General features: G+C 33.6%; 14 protein-coding genes. 12 read left to right on the forward strand and 2 right to left on the reverse strand.

All coding sequences use genetic code 11. The features are described from left to right. The first annotated feature begins 31 nt into the window (after nt 1-31). The 4 genes from D5281_RS01785 (at nt 32) to D5281_RS01800 (ending at nt 6,454) form a co-directional block, all read left to right on the forward strand. Nucleotides 32-1,333 carry a nucleotide sugar dehydrogenase gene (locus D5281_RS01785; protein ID WP_160558418.1) on the forward strand — a complete coding sequence of 434 codons (1,302 nt, stop codon included), beginning with the start codon at nt 32-34 and terminating at the stop codon, nt 1,331-1,333. 23 nt (nt 1,334-1,356) lie between these two features. Then, nucleotides 1,357-2,376: an NAD-dependent epimerase/dehydratase family protein gene (locus D5281_RS01790; protein WP_160558419.1), complete on the forward strand. Its 1,020-nt coding sequence runs from the start codon at nt 1,357-1,359 to the stop codon at nt 2,374-2,376. 25 nt (nt 2,377-2,401) lie between these two features. After that, entirely contained in the window at nt 2,402-3,115 is a 714-nt protein-coding gene (locus D5281_RS01795; RefSeq protein WP_160558420.1) for a glycosyltransferase, read from the forward strand. A 903-nt stretch (nt 3,116-4,018) separates the two neighbouring features. Further along, the gene (locus tag D5281_RS01800; protein ID WP_160558421.1) at nt 4,019-6,454 is read left to right on the forward strand and encodes a hypothetical protein; all 2,436 of its coding nucleotides are present in this window, start codon (nt 4,019-4,021) and stop codon (nt 6,452-6,454) included. Nucleotides 6,455-6,722: 268 nt separating this feature from the next. On the opposite strand, the gene D5281_RS01805 is transcribed toward D5281_RS01800, so the two are convergent. Then, nucleotides 6,723-6,965, reverse strand: coding sequence for a helix-turn-helix domain-containing protein (locus tag D5281_RS01805; RefSeq protein ID WP_330584750.1), 243 nt, complete (start codon nt 6,963-6,965; stop codon nt 6,723-6,725). 345 nt (nt 6,966-7,310) lie between these two features. Between D5281_RS01805 and D5281_RS01810 the strand changes: the two genes are divergently transcribed. The 6 genes from D5281_RS01810 to D5281_RS01835 all read left to right on the forward strand — a co-directional run bounded on the left by D5281_RS01810 (nt 7,311) and on the right by D5281_RS01835 (nt 13,955). Then, complete coding sequence (locus D5281_RS01810; protein WP_160558422.1) at nt 7,311-8,255, forward strand: glycosyltransferase family 2 protein; 945 nt, start codon at nt 7,311-7,313, stop codon at nt 8,253-8,255. A gap of 32 nt (nt 8,256-8,287) precedes the next feature. Continuing rightward, nucleotides 8,288-10,300 carry a hypothetical protein gene (locus D5281_RS01815; RefSeq protein WP_160558423.1) on the forward strand — a complete coding sequence of 671 codons (2,013 nt, stop codon included), beginning with the start codon at nt 8,288-8,290 and terminating at the stop codon, nt 10,298-10,300. A 33-nt stretch (nt 10,301-10,333) separates the two neighbouring features. Next, entirely contained in the window at nt 10,334-11,416 is a 1,083-nt protein-coding gene (locus D5281_RS01820) for a glycosyltransferase family 4 protein (protein ID WP_160558424.1), read from the forward strand. 22 nt (nt 11,417-11,438) lie between these two features. Continuing rightward, a complete protein-coding gene (locus tag D5281_RS01825; protein ID WP_160558425.1) occupies nt 11,439-12,338 on the forward strand; it encodes a polysaccharide deacetylase family protein in 900 nt (299 codons plus the stop codon). 13 nt (nt 12,339-12,351) lie between these two features. Next, nucleotides 12,352-13,077 carry a class I SAM-dependent methyltransferase gene (locus D5281_RS01830; protein ID WP_160558426.1) on the forward strand — a complete coding sequence of 242 codons (726 nt, stop codon included), beginning with the start codon at nt 12,352-12,354 and terminating at the stop codon, nt 13,075-13,077. A gap of 140 nt (nt 13,078-13,217) precedes the next feature. Further along, nucleotides 13,218-13,955 (forward strand): class I SAM-dependent methyltransferase, encoded by a 738-nt coding sequence (locus tag D5281_RS01835; RefSeq protein ID WP_160558427.1) that lies wholly within the window; start codon nt 13,218-13,220, stop codon nt 13,953-13,955. Nucleotides 13,956-14,351: 396 nt separating this feature from the next. On the opposite strand, the gene D5281_RS27135 is transcribed toward D5281_RS01835, so the two are convergent. Further along, complete coding sequence (locus D5281_RS27135) at nt 14,352-14,579, reverse strand: transposase (protein WP_160558428.1); 228 nt, start codon at nt 14,577-14,579, stop codon at nt 14,352-14,354. Between the two features lie 662 nt (nt 14,580-15,241). Here D5281_RS27135 and D5281_RS01845 point away from each other — a divergent pair. Beyond that, a complete protein-coding gene (locus D5281_RS01845) occupies nt 15,242-16,390 on the forward strand; it encodes an IS630 family transposase (protein WP_160558429.1) in 1,149 nt (382 codons plus the stop codon). Nucleotides 16,391-16,594: 204 nt separating this feature from the next. Further along, complete coding sequence (locus tag D5281_RS01850; protein WP_160558430.1) at nt 16,595-17,368, forward strand: peptidoglycan bridge formation glycyltransferase FemA/FemB family protein; 774 nt, start codon at nt 16,595-16,597, stop codon at nt 17,366-17,368. Nucleotides 17,369-17,394: the final 26 nt, after the last annotated feature.

Raw genomic sequence — 17,394 nt, forward strand, 5'->3', positions numbered from 1 at the left:
ATTATATTCAAGGATGAGAAAGGATGGATGAATGAAAGTAGGAATAATTGGATTAGGATATGTTGGACTGACATTAGTAGTAGTTGCGGCCTCAAAAGGGATAGATGTCTATGGGGTGGAAGTAAATGCACATATTAAAGATTGTTTGAAAAATGATAAAGCACATTTTTATGAGGAAGGATTGGACAACCTAATTAAGCGGACGAATAATAAAACACTGCATATCGTTGATGAATTCCCGCTTGATGTTAAATATGATGCATTTATTGTTACCGTTGGCACGCCTTTGAAGGGGGGGCTTAAAGTTCCTAATTTCGAGTATATCAAATCAGCTATGTTGTCAATAAGAAATGTATATGATGGCTCTGAATTGATTATTTTGAGAAGTACGGTTTCTGTTGGAACGACCCGTAATGTTATTTTGCCATTCTTAATGAATATGTGTGGTAAAGAGGAAAATGAGTTATTAGTATCTATGTGCCCGGAAAGAACGTTAGAGGGAAAAGCAGTTTATGAGCTGACACATTTACCACAGGTTATCAGTGGCAATAATGCGGAATCCGTTGAGGTGGCGCAAAAAATATTTAGAAAGATAACCCCGTGTATAATTGAGGCAGAAAGTTTAGAGGAAGCAGAACTGATTAAGTTATATTGCAATACATATAGAGATATGACATTTGCAATTGGGAATGCTTTTTGCATGGCGGCACAGAAATTTAATGTAGATGGCAGCAAAGTGATAGAGCACGCAAATTATGGCTATGCAAGAAGTAATATAGCCAAACCTGGATTTGTAGCAGGGCCATGCTTGGAAAAGGATGCTTATATTTTAATTAATAATATGCCAGAATGCAGTAGTAAGGAGTTTATACTTGCGGCAAGGCAGTTTAATGAATCATTGGAAGATATGGTTGTACAATGGGTGCAAAATAAGATTGGCGCGCCAGATGATAATAAAGTTATTGCATTAAGCGGTATGGCATTTAAAGGGCAGCCAGAGACATCAGATTTAAGAGGGTCAAGTTCAGTGTATATTGCTGAAAAATTAAAGGCAGCAGGTTATAAAATGAATCTGCATGATTTTTGTGCACTTCCAGAGGAAATGGAAGCTTTAAAGTTAGGAACTTATTTTCATGATTTATATGATGCTTGTTCAAAGGCAAGTCTCTTGCTGGTACTAAACAACCATAAAAAATATGCTTCCGTTATGAGTAATGCGTCTTTATTATATTCAAAAAACGGATTTGAAATATTGGATTCATGGGGAGCATGTACAGAATTATATTATAGCAATGATGTGAAAATATCTACATTAGGAAATATGTTTAATTAATAAAAATTTAGGAGGATAAGAAAATGAAGATTTTAGTAACTGGTTCAGCGGGGTTTGTAGCAGGATATTTAATTGATGATTTGCTGAAGCATGGACATGAGGTAGTAGGAATTGATAATTTTAGTAAGTATGGCCCTATTCAGAAAAGTTATGATACAAATCCTAAATATCATTTTGTTGAAGGCGACTGTAAGGATGTCGAGCTTATGAAAGAGTTGATAGCGGATTGCGATCAGGTGATTGCAATTGCTGCTATGATTGGAGGAATTACGTATTTTCATACGTATGCATACGATTTGCTGGCAGAAAATGAGAGGATTATTTCTTCAACGTTCGATGCTGCAATTTGGGCGCATGAGAACAGGCATTTGCAGAAGATAAATGTACTGTCTTCATCTATGGTTTATGAATGTGTTAGCCGTTATCCTAGTCAGGAAGGCGATGAGTTGCAATGTCCGCCTCCATTATCGACTTATGGTTTTCAGAAACTGGCATGTGAATATTTTGCAAAAGGTGCATGGGAGCAATATAAGTTGCCTTATACAATTATAAGACCGTTTAATTGTGTTGGAACGGGTGAACAACGTGCTAAGAATGAAAAAGTAATTATGTCGGGAAATATAAATCTGGCTATGAGCCATGTAGTACCGGATCTTGTACAAAAAGTGTATAAGGGACAGGATCCTTTGCATATTTTGGGCTCTGGAAACCAGATCCGACATTATACTTATGGTGGAGATCTTGCGATGGGTATTCGTATGTGTGTGGAAAAAGAAGAGGCTATTAATGAAGATTTTAATTTATCCGTAGCGACTTCCACGACAGTTAAAGAATTAGCAGAATTGATCTGGAAAAAAATAAATGGAGATAAACCGCTGACTTTTGTATCAGATCCGGCGTTTGAATATGATGTACAAAAGCGTGTTCCATCTGTACAGAAGGCGAAAGAAAAATTAGGATTTGAAGCCAAAACGGATTTAAATACAACACTTGATGAAGTGATTCCTTGGATTTGCAACCAAATTGATATGGGTAATATTTAGGAAGATTAATTTAAGAGGTTAAAGTATGTTGGATATCATTGTTCCTGTGTATAATGAAGACAAGGGGATTTTGAAGCTGTTTGATGAGATACAGAATGAGATCAAGGCATTTAAAAGGGTATTGATAGTATATGATTTTGAAGAAGATACAACCTTACCGATTATTTTGGCGGAAAAAGCTAACTATTCGTTTGAAATTATTTTAGTAAAAAATAATATTGGACGAGGTGCTTTGAATGCAATTAAAGTAGGTATGCGGACAGCTGTAAATGAGATGGTATTGGTAATGATGGCAGATTCGTCAGATAAATTGGACGTTGTTGATTCTATGTGTAGCAAAATGGAGGAAGGATACGATTTAGTATGTGGCTCACGCTATATGAAAGACGGAAGGCAAACAGGCGGCCCCTTTTTAAAGGGGCTTTTTTCAAGAACAGCGGGTATATCGTTGCATATTCTTACCGCAATTCCTACTCATGATGTGACGAACAGCTTTAAATTGTATCGTAAGAGCATGCTGGATAAAATATTAATAGAGAGCAATGGTGGATTTGAAATTGGGTTAGAGATTGCTGTTAAAGCATATATTATGGGGTATAAGATAACAGAAGTACCATCACAATGGTTTGACCGAGAAGAAGGTGAATCCAATTTTCATATGTGGAAATGGTTACCACATTATTTGCATTGGTACTTCTTTTGCATTAGAAAAACTTGGTTTAAAAAAGGATTAAGATAAAAAATGACGTACGGTAAAAATAAACTAAAGGATAGCAATATATGTTAAAATGAAAACGTAAGTTGGAACATATTTAAATTACCTACTCTTTTCCGGAGAGTAGAATTGGTTTGTACTAAGTTCAAAGGGTAGAGGCATAAATTTGCAGGAAGTTAAGGAATCCCTAGTTCACTACGCTGTCCTGAACGTTGTATTATCGGTATTACTTGGCACAAATATCTTGGTAATGGTTAGATACCAGAATACAGCATTTATATAATAAGCTTTAGCATAGAGTTAGAGTGGCATCTTAGGTTATGACTACAAAGTGATTAAATGAGAAATAGAAAAAAGGAATAAGTTTAGAAGCTTTTACTTATTTAAAAATTATTATACAAGAAACATTCAATATTTTTTTCATCTTTTTTTTATGGATTTTTCTTCCAATAATCTTTGTTGGCTATTTTTTTATTCCGAGGAAATTTTGAAATATATTTTTACATTTGAGTAGTCTGATATTTTATGCGTGGTGGAACCAAGATATATTTGTCTTATGCTCTGCCTGAAAAGTGGAAGTAATACAGTTACTAAAGCCATTCGAGGAGAAGGAGATATTAAATGTTCCTAATGGCGAAACTGGAGAAATTTATATACATATTTTTGCAGATGAGTCGGGAAATGAGCTTTTGGAGAAATCTTCAATTAAATCTTAATTAATATTTGGAGTGTATTAGGAAAATGCTAGGTAGATATAAGGAAATAATTAAAAAAATAAGGGATAGACGCAAAATTTTCTGTTTCTGTCTGTTGTTTTTCTTTTTAATAAGTGCTATATATTTGTATAATACTTTTCCTAAAATTGAATTTAATCTGTCAAGTACTAACCCGAATGATATTTTGCAAGTATACTATATACAGGGGAAAATGGATTATTTTGATGGTGAGCATGTGGTATGGGATGTACTTGGCCAAGATACACATAAGTATAGTTTTCATATTGCAGATAGTCATTTGCTAAGAATTGATTTTGGAAATGATAAGGGGAAATTTCAAATTAGCAATATTGCAGTTAAGGGATTGTTTACAACTCAAAAAATTTCTCCCCAGGATTTTGCATTATGTTCTTTTTCAGAAGATTTGAAAGTAGTAGAAATTGAAGAAGAACGAATATTAATTGAAAGCACAGGGAATGATCCATATGTTATTTTAAACAATACTGTCCCAATAATATATAAACTGGATTTATGCAAAATAGGTGTCCTGTTAGTTTTATTTGTTTTATTAGTATTGTTATCTATTATAATAACTGTATATTATGGGAATTTGATAAAAGAGAGCTTATTGTTTCTATTATTAATCGGCATAGTGTATATATACATTAATTTTTCTACAAAGCTGGAAATGGTAGTTCAGAATACAATGACGAATGATGTTGTGCAGGTGTATTGTGATGATGGAAATGAGGGATTTAGTGGAAAGCGCATGGTTCAGGAATTGGCTGGTTCAGATGCTAGGAAATATAATTTTTCTGTTCCATATAGTAATATATTGCGTATTGATTTCGACACTAGTGCAGAAAAACTTCAAATAAGTGATGTGGTAGTAAAAAATTTATTTATGGTCAAAAATATTCCGCTTCAATATATGGCATCTTGTGCTCATTCAGAGGATATTGGAGATATGAGTATCCAAGGGGATGTCTTAACTATAGAAATTACAGGAATTTCACCATATATAGTTATGATAAACTTGGATACACTTAATGGGAAATTTAATTTATATAGTTTGGGTCTTCTCTTTCTTGTGTCAATTATAATTGTAATTGTACTTACTTTTATTACCCGATTTTATGAAAAAATTAATGATTTGCCAAAACTACGAAAGAAATATGCAATTATTATTTCGGGGATTCTTTTTTTATCATGTAGGATTGTTTTTTTGCTGACCCACAAAGGTTTTTTTTCTAATGATGAGTTTCATCATATATCAACATTAAATGCCGATTATGTAACATCATATGAATGGGGATTATATATTAATCATTTAGCTTATATTTTAAACAATATCTTTGGACTGAGAGACTTGGCAGTTAAATTAGTTCCTTTTTTGGCGGGGAGTGTTAGTTTTCTGTGTTGTTTATATTTGCTATATAATATTTATGACAACCCGTACTGGATTATAACGATTAGCAGTATTATAACTTTTATGCCGAATGTAATTTTCAATCATTTTTATATTAGAATGTACGTTTTTCTTGAGGCAGTTATAATGATAGATTCTGCATTATTTTATAGTGCGCAAAAGAAGAAAGGAACAAAATGGGAGAGAATAAGTCTCTTGCTTATAGGAATTATAACCTTCCTTTATGTTTGGAATACGAAAGATGTTACGGTAGTTGCTCTGCTTATGCTGCTAATAATAGCTGGATTGTATTATTTCTATATAAATTACGGGAAAACCGGTTTGAAAAGATTTCCGCCAAGAAAGATAGGACTATTTTGTGGCTTAATTTGCATTGTTATATTAGAGATAATAATAGCAGAACAGCCATTGATTAGAACATTAATTGAAATTATGCAGCAAGGCGGACATATAGAAAGCTTTATTGAAAGTTATCCGGTTTTTTTGGAGTTTGTTTTTTATAAAATATTTTATATATCATTTCCTTTTATTGTTTCGCTAATTTATGCTTGGAAAAGAAAAATAGACAATGTAAAAGTTTTGTTTTTCATTGCAGGTTTACCACTATTAGGATATGCAGTGTTTTTTCACAATACTCGTTATTTGCGTACATATGTTGCATTTTTACCTATTATGTGCATATCGGCGTATTTGATATTTGATAAAATCAGATTATTTAGAATACAGAATTATGTGATTTTTGTTATTGCTGTTTTATTAACGTTTAACATACAGAATAACTTTTGGCAGTTTCCATGTGTACCCAATGAAGTACCATCGTCAGATTTAGGAGGGGCAGCTGTACTTACAAAAGATCTTGAAGAACAAGGATATGAGATTGTGACGATGATGACATTAGAAAAGCAGTCGGCATATTTTGACTGGCTGGATGTAGAGACAAATTTAAATATTGTGGATTTAAGGAAGAAGGTATGGGCGGAATCAAATACAGAAGAAGACTATAATGAGGTATTGTCCATGGATGAAGAATTGAATGATAAGGTCATGGTTATAATTACTAATGAAATTGAGAAAATTTTTGAATCCGATATAAAAAGGGTAATAATAGCGGATGAATATGGGAGCAGTATATTTCGTAGTATATATAAGAAGGAGTGGGGAGATAAATGTGAGATTAAAAGATTTGTTGGAAATACGAAAGTAATTATTGTTAATTAGCAGTATTCGATAATTCTTGTGTTAGTAAGATGAAATAGGAGTAAGTCATCTGAGGGTGTAAATAATTATGTGTCTTTGGATTTTTTCCTTAGCAGATTTTTACCAACTATAATTAGCCGGAAACCTAGCATTTATAAGGGCTTGTGGGCTCTGCCCACACCCGGCCTCTGGAATAAGGTGGAAGGGTAAAGACACAAAATTAAAAACACTACCAGTCATCTTTATGGAAAAGGCGACTTATTCCTGTTACCCATACTATGAATAAAAATCATGGAATTGTTAATAGCCATTCAATATTAACTTTTAATACTCTTGCAAAAATCATCAGCTCATAATCGGTTACAAAACGTGTGCCTATTTCTATTCTGCTTATGCTGTCACGTTCTAATATGATTCCTTCTGTTTGCATTTTCGCAGCCAGCTCTGATTGAGACATTTTTTTATGTATTCTGGCTTCTCTTATTTTATACCCACATAAATTTTTTTTTCCATCATAATTATATATTTTCACATATTCAACCTTCTCTTTTGCAATAATATCAAAATAAACGCGCGGACAAAAATAGGGCAGGCTTACTTTGTATTTTTATTCAAATTGAAAAGAACATATTTTTTTGTTTTTGACAATGCGACAGCAAATAACGCAATCAAGTGACAGGATAATTTTTTGCCAGATTTATGATACAAAATTAATCAAAAAGTGTTCTTTTTTACTAGTGTTTCTGTTCATGCGTTTATTCTGCAATAATATAAATTTTTCTTGACCATATCATATAAATTGCTGTAAAATGTGTTAAAGATCAGCATGGTGGAGAAGAATGTAAAACAAATTAAGGTAATAAAGGAGCAAAAGAAAATGATTAGTTTATCCGTTGTAGTGCCGGTCTATAATGAAGATGGGAATGTAGTAGAACTTCACAAGGAAATAAAAGAAGTTTGTAATAAAGCAAACTTCGATTTTGAAATTATATTTATTAACGATGGATCTTCCGACAAGACCGATGAAGTATGCCGTACATTAAAACCTCTTAAATACATTCAATTTCGTAGGAATTTTGGACAAACTGCTGCAATGGATGCGGGCATTAAAATAGCTACAAAAGAGTTTGTTGTAACCTTGGATGGGGATAGGCAAAATGATCCGCATGATATACCCAGAATGATAGAGTATTTATTAGAGAATAATTTGGACGTAGTATCAGGATGGCGTAAGAATCGAAAAGATACTTTGATGAAACGTTTTATTTCCAGAGGAGCTAATTTATTCAGGTATATTTTAGTACATGATGGCATACATGACAGCGGCTGTTCTTTGAAAGTATATCGCAGAGAATGTTTTAAAGGGGTTAATTTATATGGTGAACAGCATCGCTTTATACCTGCTATTTTGCAGATGAAAGGCTTTAAAGTCGGTGAAGTAGTTGTAAATCATAGGGCAAGAACAGTCGGTGTGACAAAATATAATTGGAAACGTACAGTTAAAGGTTTTGTAGATATGATATCAGTATGGTTTTGGAATAAGTATGCTGCAAGACCTTTACATATGCTTGGCGGATTTGGAATGTTTTTCTTAGCATTAGGTGGTGTATGTGGCATCTGGTCGGTGGTGTTTTGGATTGAGGGAAGAAAAATGTCTGACAATATTTTTCCACCACTTATGACAATTTTTTTTATTGTTATTGGGTTACTTTTATTTGTGTTCGGGCTTATGAGCGAAATTCTGATGAAGACATACTATGGAGTTCATGTAGATACGTCATACAGTATTAAGGAAATTTGTTACCAGATAGATGATAGATAATGATTCTGAAACAATTTGGGAGAGAGAAAAACATGAATATTATGGAAATCGGTATGCTGATATTTGCATTTGCAATATTAGTGATTTATTATTGGAAGGCTCAATATGGAAAATATGCCTTACCATGGTTGCTTCTTTCAGTACCAATGCTGTATTTTTCAATCAATATGGTGACAGAATGTATGACGGCTGATGAATGGATGCATATGAGTGCCATTATTGATATAGAGAATATGAAAAATATAGAGGGCTTTGCATTGGCAATGCAATATCAATATCGTACATCACAAATGGTGTTTGGAACTTTTTTTAGAATACTTCCCCCTAATATTAAGAATATAATATCTATATATACATTACTAAGGATTTATAAGTTGGTACATTGGTATTTCTTTTTTGGAATTGTACTCCTCATTTCTTCAATTTGGAGAAATAAAATATTGGGTAAGAATATTCATAACATTAAATTCCGATTTGTGGATAATGCTATTTTATATAGCTTATTAGCACTTCCAGTTAGCTGTTTATTATTGAAGGTTTGTAATTATGATACAGCATATATTTATTTTGCTATATTAGGATTTAGTTTAATCATTGTCGCTGAAAAAACAGATGATTTGAAATATGCCTATTTGGGAACAGTGGCTGCAGTTTTTGGCTGTATGGATAAATTTCCAGGAGTGTTGTATTGGTGTATCTGTGTAATGTTTTTTATTTATATTGGAATACGTAAGGTTGAACTTTGGTATAAGAAATTGGCCAGCGCAATTAAGTATTGCTTGTTGGCAACTGGGACAGCAGTCGGAGTTAGTTGGTTAAGCTTGGTTTATCTTGATTTTTTGGAAAATGGTCTTTGTGCTAAAATTAATATTGGTAGTGTTTTGTTTCCATTTACTTATGTGCTGAGATTTGTTTCTTCAGATAATGTAATTGATTCTTCAAATGAAATGTCTTACTGTAAGGGAGCGGTAAGCTATTTGTTTGTTATAATGATATTAATGTTGATATGTGCATTTATCATACAGTTATATGACTGGATGAATATAAAATTTAAGGGATGCTTATCTAAGTTGTTGGTGTATATTAATACCTTTTTATTGTGTTTGAGCGTGGGGGGGGGTATTATAGGGGCATATTACATTCCACAGTATCAGATGCCATACAGGGAGATACCAGCAGGATATTACAATTCTACAGATCACTTTGGAGCCGCAATTTATCATTTTGGAGCAACTAATGCAATCGAACATTTTATATATAAGTTATTTTATGCCTATGGAACAATATTGTGTAATTATCCTACTGTAATTCTATTTCTACTTATATTTTGTATATATGTTTTAGTGAAAAGAATAGATATTAGTAAAAGTAGCTTTATACAAATAATGATGTTTATTAGCCTTATACAGCCAATCTTATTTTCTATAGCAGGACAGCCAGCTGGTGAAAGATATTATGGTGTGACTATTATAATGCAAGTTTTGATATGTTGCTACTATGTTTATATAGCGAAAACTAAAATTCAAGCAAATCTTAAATATAGAATTGTTTTTAGCGTTTTAGGCTTTTTATATATAGGAGAAATGTTGATATTCAGTCCTAATGTTAAGATTTTTCAACCAATTTGGGTAGTACGTTCAACAAATTATAAACAGAATATAAGACAAGGGGCATGGTATGCGGGAGAGGCGATGACATGGGGGGAGGATATTGCAATAGCTGGGAATTTAATTAAGGATATTGTGGACAAACAGGGATTGAATGACTATGGACAGATAGCTATCTATGGTAATTATGGACATATATGGCTAAATAATCCTGGATTTAATATTGGCATCATTGGAAAGGGATCAGGAGCAGAAAATTATAAATGGGATGATACAGAGTATATGGTATTAAGTAAGTTTAGATTATATCGATATGATGTGCCAGAGTTTATCTATGAAGTAGAGCCAGTAGCAACAATTAAGTATAATGGAGAAATATCGACATGGATATATAAAGGGAGCCAATTAGAAAAATATAATGGATATTTTGATTCATAATATCAGTATTAAGAAATATTGTAAGGAAGAAAAATGAAAGTTTTAATGTTAAATTATGAGTATCCTCCATTAGGAGGGGGTGGAGCCGCAGTCTGTAGAGATATGTCAGAGTTAATGATTAAAGATGGTGATAAAGTATCAGTAGTGACTATGGCGTTTAAAGGTTTGGCAAGAAAAGAAAATTATAATGGTGTGGAAATACATCGTGTAGCTTGCTGGCGTAGCAAAAAAAGGGTGTGTCATCCGTGGGAACAATTAACGTATTGTATATCAGCATTTCATTATATTATAAAAAAGATGGATATTAAACAATATGATATAGTGCACTGCCACTTTATTATTCCTACCGGATTATTAGCATTATGGCTCCGAAAAAAGTATGGTATTAAATTCTTGGTTACTGCACATGGAAGCGATGTCTTAGGACATAATAATGCAAGATTTAAATATTTGTATGGAATAGTAAAACCTATGTGGAAATCCATATTAAAAAATGCTACTATGGTCACGGCGCCTAGCTATTATTTGGCTAATAAAATTTGTAAAGCATATTCAAATGTAGACTGTCAGGTAGTACCTAATGGAATTTTTAATAATTTATTTGGGGTTGGTTCCCGAAAGAAAAGTATTATTGTTGCAGCAAGACTGCAAGAAAGTAAGGGGATACAGGATTTAATAGAGGCGTGCTCTAAAATTGATATGTCAGAATGGGAAGTTAATATTCTTGGCGAGGGTCCATATAGAGACGAATTGGAGATATTAATAAATAAATATAATTTGCAGGAGATAATTTATTTAAGAGGTTATATTAGCGGTGAAGAGTATGTGCGTTACTTAAGTGAGGCCAGTATTTATTTTACGGGAAGTTGGTTCGAAGCAATGCCTGTTTCCGTATTGGAAGCAATGGCATCTCAGAATTTAATTATAGCATCGAATATTGAGCCTCACAGAGAGTTGTTGCCAGAAGATTGTATATACTGCTCGGAGGAAGAATTGATCGAGAAATTGAAAATGAATATGAAAAGAACAGAGTTTGTAAAACAATATGATATTGAAAAATATGAGTGGAACAATATTATTCAAAAGTATAAACAGATTTATAAACAGTTGGTTTGAGCTATTAATTTGGAGGAAGAACTTGGGTAAAAATGACTTTGAGAGGAAGTTATATGTAACGATTGATACGGAAATGGATGCAGATATTCATTGGAAGAAAACGAAGCCAGCTAAGTTTTCTTCAGTTATAGAAGGAATTCCTTTAATCCTACGTCCTATATGGGATAAATATGAAATTAAGCCAATCTATTTTGTATCGCCAGAGGTCGTAGAAAATGATGAATGCTGTCAAATATTAAGAAAAGAAATAGAGAAAGGTGCAATTATTGGTGCGCATCTTCATCCAGAATATATTGAGCCATGTAAAGAAGATCCGGATAAGGTACAAGAAGAAAAATTTCCATGTATAGCATATTCTCAAGAGGTTGAGAAGGCTAAAATAAACAATTTAGCTAATTTGATTAAAAATCGATTAGGGGTGCAACCAGAATGGTATCGTGCTGCCAGATTTGGTGCAGATAGGGATACAATAGAAATTTTGCAGGAATTAGGGTTTAAGTATGATAGCTCATTTACTCCTTATATTGACTGGACGGATAAGGGTGGACCTAATCATAAATTAGCACCATTAAATAGTTATTATATAGAATTTCCAAATATATATAAAGATAGCGGCATGGCGGGAGGGATAAAAGAATATCCGATAACTATTATGGGCAAGCGGCTAGGAATTTTTGGAGAATTATTACCCGATAAATGGTTGTTCTATCAATGGATAAGGCCATCGCATATGTCATACATTGAACAAAGGCACATGATTAAGATATTAAAAAAAACAGGTATTAGAGATATTGTGATGATGTTTCATTCAATGGAAGTTATGATAGGTAAAAGTCCTTATGTAAGAACTAGGTGGATGCAGAAATATTATATCTGGCGATTAAGAAAAACTATAGAGTATGCTAAGAAACAAGGATATTGAAAGGGGTAGGGTTATGAATTACAGAGATAAAATATACGAAGGGTATGATAAGGACTTACAGAAAAGGATGAGTCTGTCAACGGTAGAAAAAGAAAGGAAAATGATTTCTAAATATGTAAAGCGAAATTATCTAAGATATATTCCTAAGGACAAAAACATAACAATATTGGATTTGGGATGTGGGATGGGACATTACCTGGCTGTATTACAGGATATGGGTTATTCTAATGTGAAAGGTGTAGATATAAGCGAGGGAAATGTTCGATTTTGTAAGGCGGATGGTTTGGATGTTGTGTGTCAAGATGCGGAAGAATATTTGAATACACATAAAAATCAATATGATGTAATAATTTTCAATGATGTAATTGAGCATTTCAAAAAGGAAGAAGTAATGCCTTTGCTCGTGTTGATAAAGGAATCTCTTAAGGATGGGGGAATAGTCATAACAAAGACTGATAATGAGGCCAATCCATTTTGTGGAATAAGTGGAAGGTATATGGATTTTACACATGAATTGGGCTTTGTTTCTTTATCGTTACAACAAATATATGAAGCTGCAGAATTTAAAAATGTGGAAGTTATAGGAGCAGATATTTATGTATGGGGGGGGGTAGTTAGCTATCTTGTAAAAATAATTTCAAAGATAGTTTATTTTGTACATTACCTGTTGTGCTGTATGGCTGGTAGATGGTCAATAAGAATTTTTGAAAAATGTATTATATGTAAAGCAGAGAAATAGTAGTAATTATTATGATGTATTCAAAAACAGGCATGTAACAAAATAAGCAGATAAAAGTCCATGAAACACGTTGATGCAGAAATATTATATTTGGTTGCGAAGAAAATATAGAGTATGCAAAGAAAAGGAGTTAGGAGAAAGTGAGTAATTGGAAAGAAAGAGTTTATGCTTTATATATGTCTAATGGTTTTGCAGATACACATAATATGAAGAAAGATTTTGAATTGCATAGTAGATATTTTAAGAAGAATTATTTGAAGTACATGCCAAAAGATAAGAGCAAACGCATCTTAGATTTGGGATGTGGAATGGGGCAGTTTCTCTATTTCTGTCATAAATATGGGTATAAAGATTGTACAGGTGTAGATGTTTCCAAGGAAAATATTGAATTTATTAAAAGAAAGAATGAGAACGCTCAGGTATATAATTTATCTATAATAGATTTTTTGGACGATAAAGAAGATTACTATGATGTTATTGTCCTTAATGATGTGATAGAACATTTAACGAAGGAAGAGGCATTTGATGTATTAGATGCTGTAATACAGGCGATGAGGAAAGACGGTGTTTTCTTATTAAAAACTCCGAATATGGTAAATCCATTTGTTTCTACTGCCGGACGATATATAGATATTACGCATGAAGTTGGTTTTACAGAAATAAGCATGAAACAAATGCTTAGAGCTACAGGATTTAAAAATATAGTTATAGTTGGAACAGATATTTATGTCTTAAATCCTTTAATTTCCATTGTTACTAAGATGTTATCTAAGATTATTAATTTGGTTTTGTATATATTATCGATGTTATATGGTAGGACTAGTCTTAAAATATTTGAAAAAGATATATTGGCGGTTGCGTATAAAGAAAAAGGATAAAAATGAGGTGTTTGATGGTGAGCATATTAGTTTGCCTGAACAGATAGATAAGACATGCTTATTAAATATATTGTAGTATGTTTTTTGTCCAGAGTTTTTTATAAGTCAATATATGTAAAATTTAATGGGGTATATTGACCCTTCAGATCCCTAGTATAGGTTAGTCTTCTGAACTAATATTCGGGAAATATTATATAGGACATTTCTGATAAATATGCATCTTGACAATTGTATGACAAACAGAGCACCTCAAAAAATGTTTATGGAAGTCAAAAATCAGGACTAGCTTGATTTAACTAGATGGAATAGGATTCTGGTCAGTTTCTTTGCAGCATGGATAATGGTTGTACGCCTTGTCCTTTGGCGCTTGTCACGGGCAAAATGGGTTCCAAAAAGCTATCCCAAGTAGACTATTTGGCGGCAATAAATAAGGCATAGCGAAGGTATTTGGAGCCCCATTTCACTATTTTGACATGAGTGAAAGGTCATCTGTCCCGATTGATAGACGGATGGATTCAATGTGACATAGGCAACCACCGGTTCTGCGGAACTGAAATTTGTAAAGCTGTCTATTTCAATGATAATGATTGTTGCTATGTGGTAGGAAATACCGGGGACCGTCATGAGTGGACTGGAGAGGGTGTCCACGAACGGAACAATCTAAGCTTTTGCTTGCTTTATTTGATTTCGATCATTTCAAAGAGTGAAATGGGTTTGCGGTGGTTTCAGAGGATTTACCTCACCGTAAGTGTTGATAGAAGCACAGGAAAGCAGGTGAGACAGATGATAGTATGCAATTGCTTTGCAGTGGGAAGTTCTTTCATTAGGGCATAGACGGAAACCGTATGCAGTAAGGAAACAAGTTTTCTGACTCGGGGGACAGAATCTACAAAGTCTTGATTAAGAAGATTTCAGCTGGCACAATCCTGAATAAGAGAAAATCGGTATTCGGTCTTCGGCTTTAGCTCACGGACATGGTAGAAAATCTAGTGATTATCACTGTGTTGACCAGTAGCTACCAGCTCTATTTTTGTATCTGAGAAATGGTTGCTAGTATGGAAAAGCGTTTAAAAAGAGAAATACCATCCGAATTGGTGATAAGGTCAAATATAATCTCATGCTAAATAAAACGTCATGCGTTATACAACTAATTAGACAAATAGCTGATTATAGACTTTCTGAAAACGTTAAACGGTAGGAAAACTAGTATAGCGTATTGAAAGTTCTTGTGTAAATAATGTGTATCTGCTATAGTGGTTTTATCAACAGGTATGGAGGACAAAACTATGGGCAGAAACAAAAAATACGGAAACATCATATTGAAAGATGACGACCGCGAGGTTCTGGAAAAAATTGCTCGATCCCAGACTGCGGAATACTGTAAGGTACAACGCGCAAAAATTATCCTTTATAGCGCAGATGGAATGTCCAACACTGAGATAGCGAAGACAATCGGTGTCCACCCTAACACAGTAGCTAATTTCGTCAACAAATATATAGCCGCAGGGCTTGAGTATACAATGAATGATGCTGCCCGGTCTGGTAAACCAAACTCCATAACAGATGAGGAAAAGATCTGGATCACCAACATTGCATGCACAAAGCCGAAGGATCTGGGCAGGGCACAGGAACTGTGGACATACCGCACGCTGCAGCAGTACATTCAGTCCTGCTGCGTAGAAGCGGGATACCCCAAATTGAAGAATATTTCCCATGCTACTGTTCGATCCACTCTTGAAGGCAATGAAATAAAGCCCAATAAGATCAGCTATTACCTTGAACGGAAGGATCCCGAGTTTGAGACAAAAATGCATGACGTCCTCCTTGTATATAAGCAGGTAGAGATGTGCTTTGACAAAGAAGGGAATCTTGTCATCAACATGGAAGATCCCAAAACAGTGACTGTCTCCTATGATGAGAAACCTGGCATCCAGGCTCTTAAGAACATAGCACCGGACCTTCCGCCGACACAGACACACGGTACTGTCGGAAGGGATTATGAGTATAAACGTCTGGGGACATTGTCCTTACTTGCAGGAGTGGACCTGCTTACGGGAGAAATTATCCCCCTTGTAAGTGATACCCATAAAAGCTCGGATTTCATTTCATGGCTCCGTAAGCTTGATGCGAAGTATCCGGAACATGATACAATACGGCTTGTCCTGGATAACCATTCCGCCCATACATCCAAAGAGACTCAAAAATATCTTGCAACAAGACCGGGGAGGTTTGAATTTGTATTCACACCCAGGCATGGTTCATGGTTGAACCTGATTGAAAGTTTCTTTGGAAAGATGGGGAAGCAATGTCTGAAGGGCATCCGTGTCGATTCCAAAGAGGAACTGGAAGAACGGATATATCAGTATATTGCCGAAATCAACGAACATCCGGTAGTGTATCATTGGACATACAAAATGGATGAGCTTGAGATATGATTTTCCACATAAACTTTGAATACGCTATACTAGAACTAATCTACAGCATCTGTGAAAATTATAGCTTACAGTCTTTGGAGAGGAACTATATACACTACTATTATATAATACGAGGAAAATAAATTAAGTAATTTTATTTTAATCTAAACTTATCCTTATTTTGGAGCCGTTTTGGTGATAAAAGTAACTATTGGAGATATGTATATGTTTCGATATAAAAATTTAGCCTTTTTAAAAATATTTGATATATGGTTTGAGGAAGAATTGTTTTATACGGCAGACAGCAGTATAAAATGTCTTCATGAAAATAAAAAAATAGATAAAAACATGTATGATTTTAAAATTACTGCAAAAACATTTTTATTAGATATATCAAAGGAAATTGAAGATATTTTTGCATGTTTTGATTATAAATCTTGTAAATATGCTATTAATAGGGCAAATAGGGATGGTATTCGTGTATGGAAAGTAGAGGATAGTGACGATAAGAAGAAATACTTTGATTTTCAAAATTTATTTTGTGAAGAAAAGGGAATTCCTAAATTAGATGCGGATGAGTTGAATAATATAGAGATATTTTGTGCGGAAACAGATGAAAAGGAGTTTCTTGGAGGGTGCGCATTTATAATTTCTGGAGATAAGAAAACAGTTAGATATAAGTATGGTGCAACATTGCATAAATATAACGCGAATGAAGCAATAATTTGGTATGCTATTCAAAATTATCATGCAAGGGGATTTGAAATGTTTGATTTTGGGGGAGTTATGCCTACGGAAGATAAAACAAGCTATTATTATCATCATTACAAATTTAAGAAAAAATTCGGTGGAGATTTGATAGATAGTTATATATATTTTAAATTGAAAGGTGTGTTGAAAGTTCTTTATTGCCCGTTCGAAATTATTTTAAAATATTGTTTTAAACAAGATATTAATAATTTAGTGATTTGGTTAAATAAGCATAGATGTATGAAATAGATAACCTATTTGTTCGTATATATTTG

It is taken from the genome of Parablautia muri (assembly GCF_009917485.1).
In the GTDB taxonomy this organism is placed as follows: Bacteria; Bacillota; Clostridia; order Lachnospirales; family Lachnospiraceae; genus Suilimivivens; species Suilimivivens muri.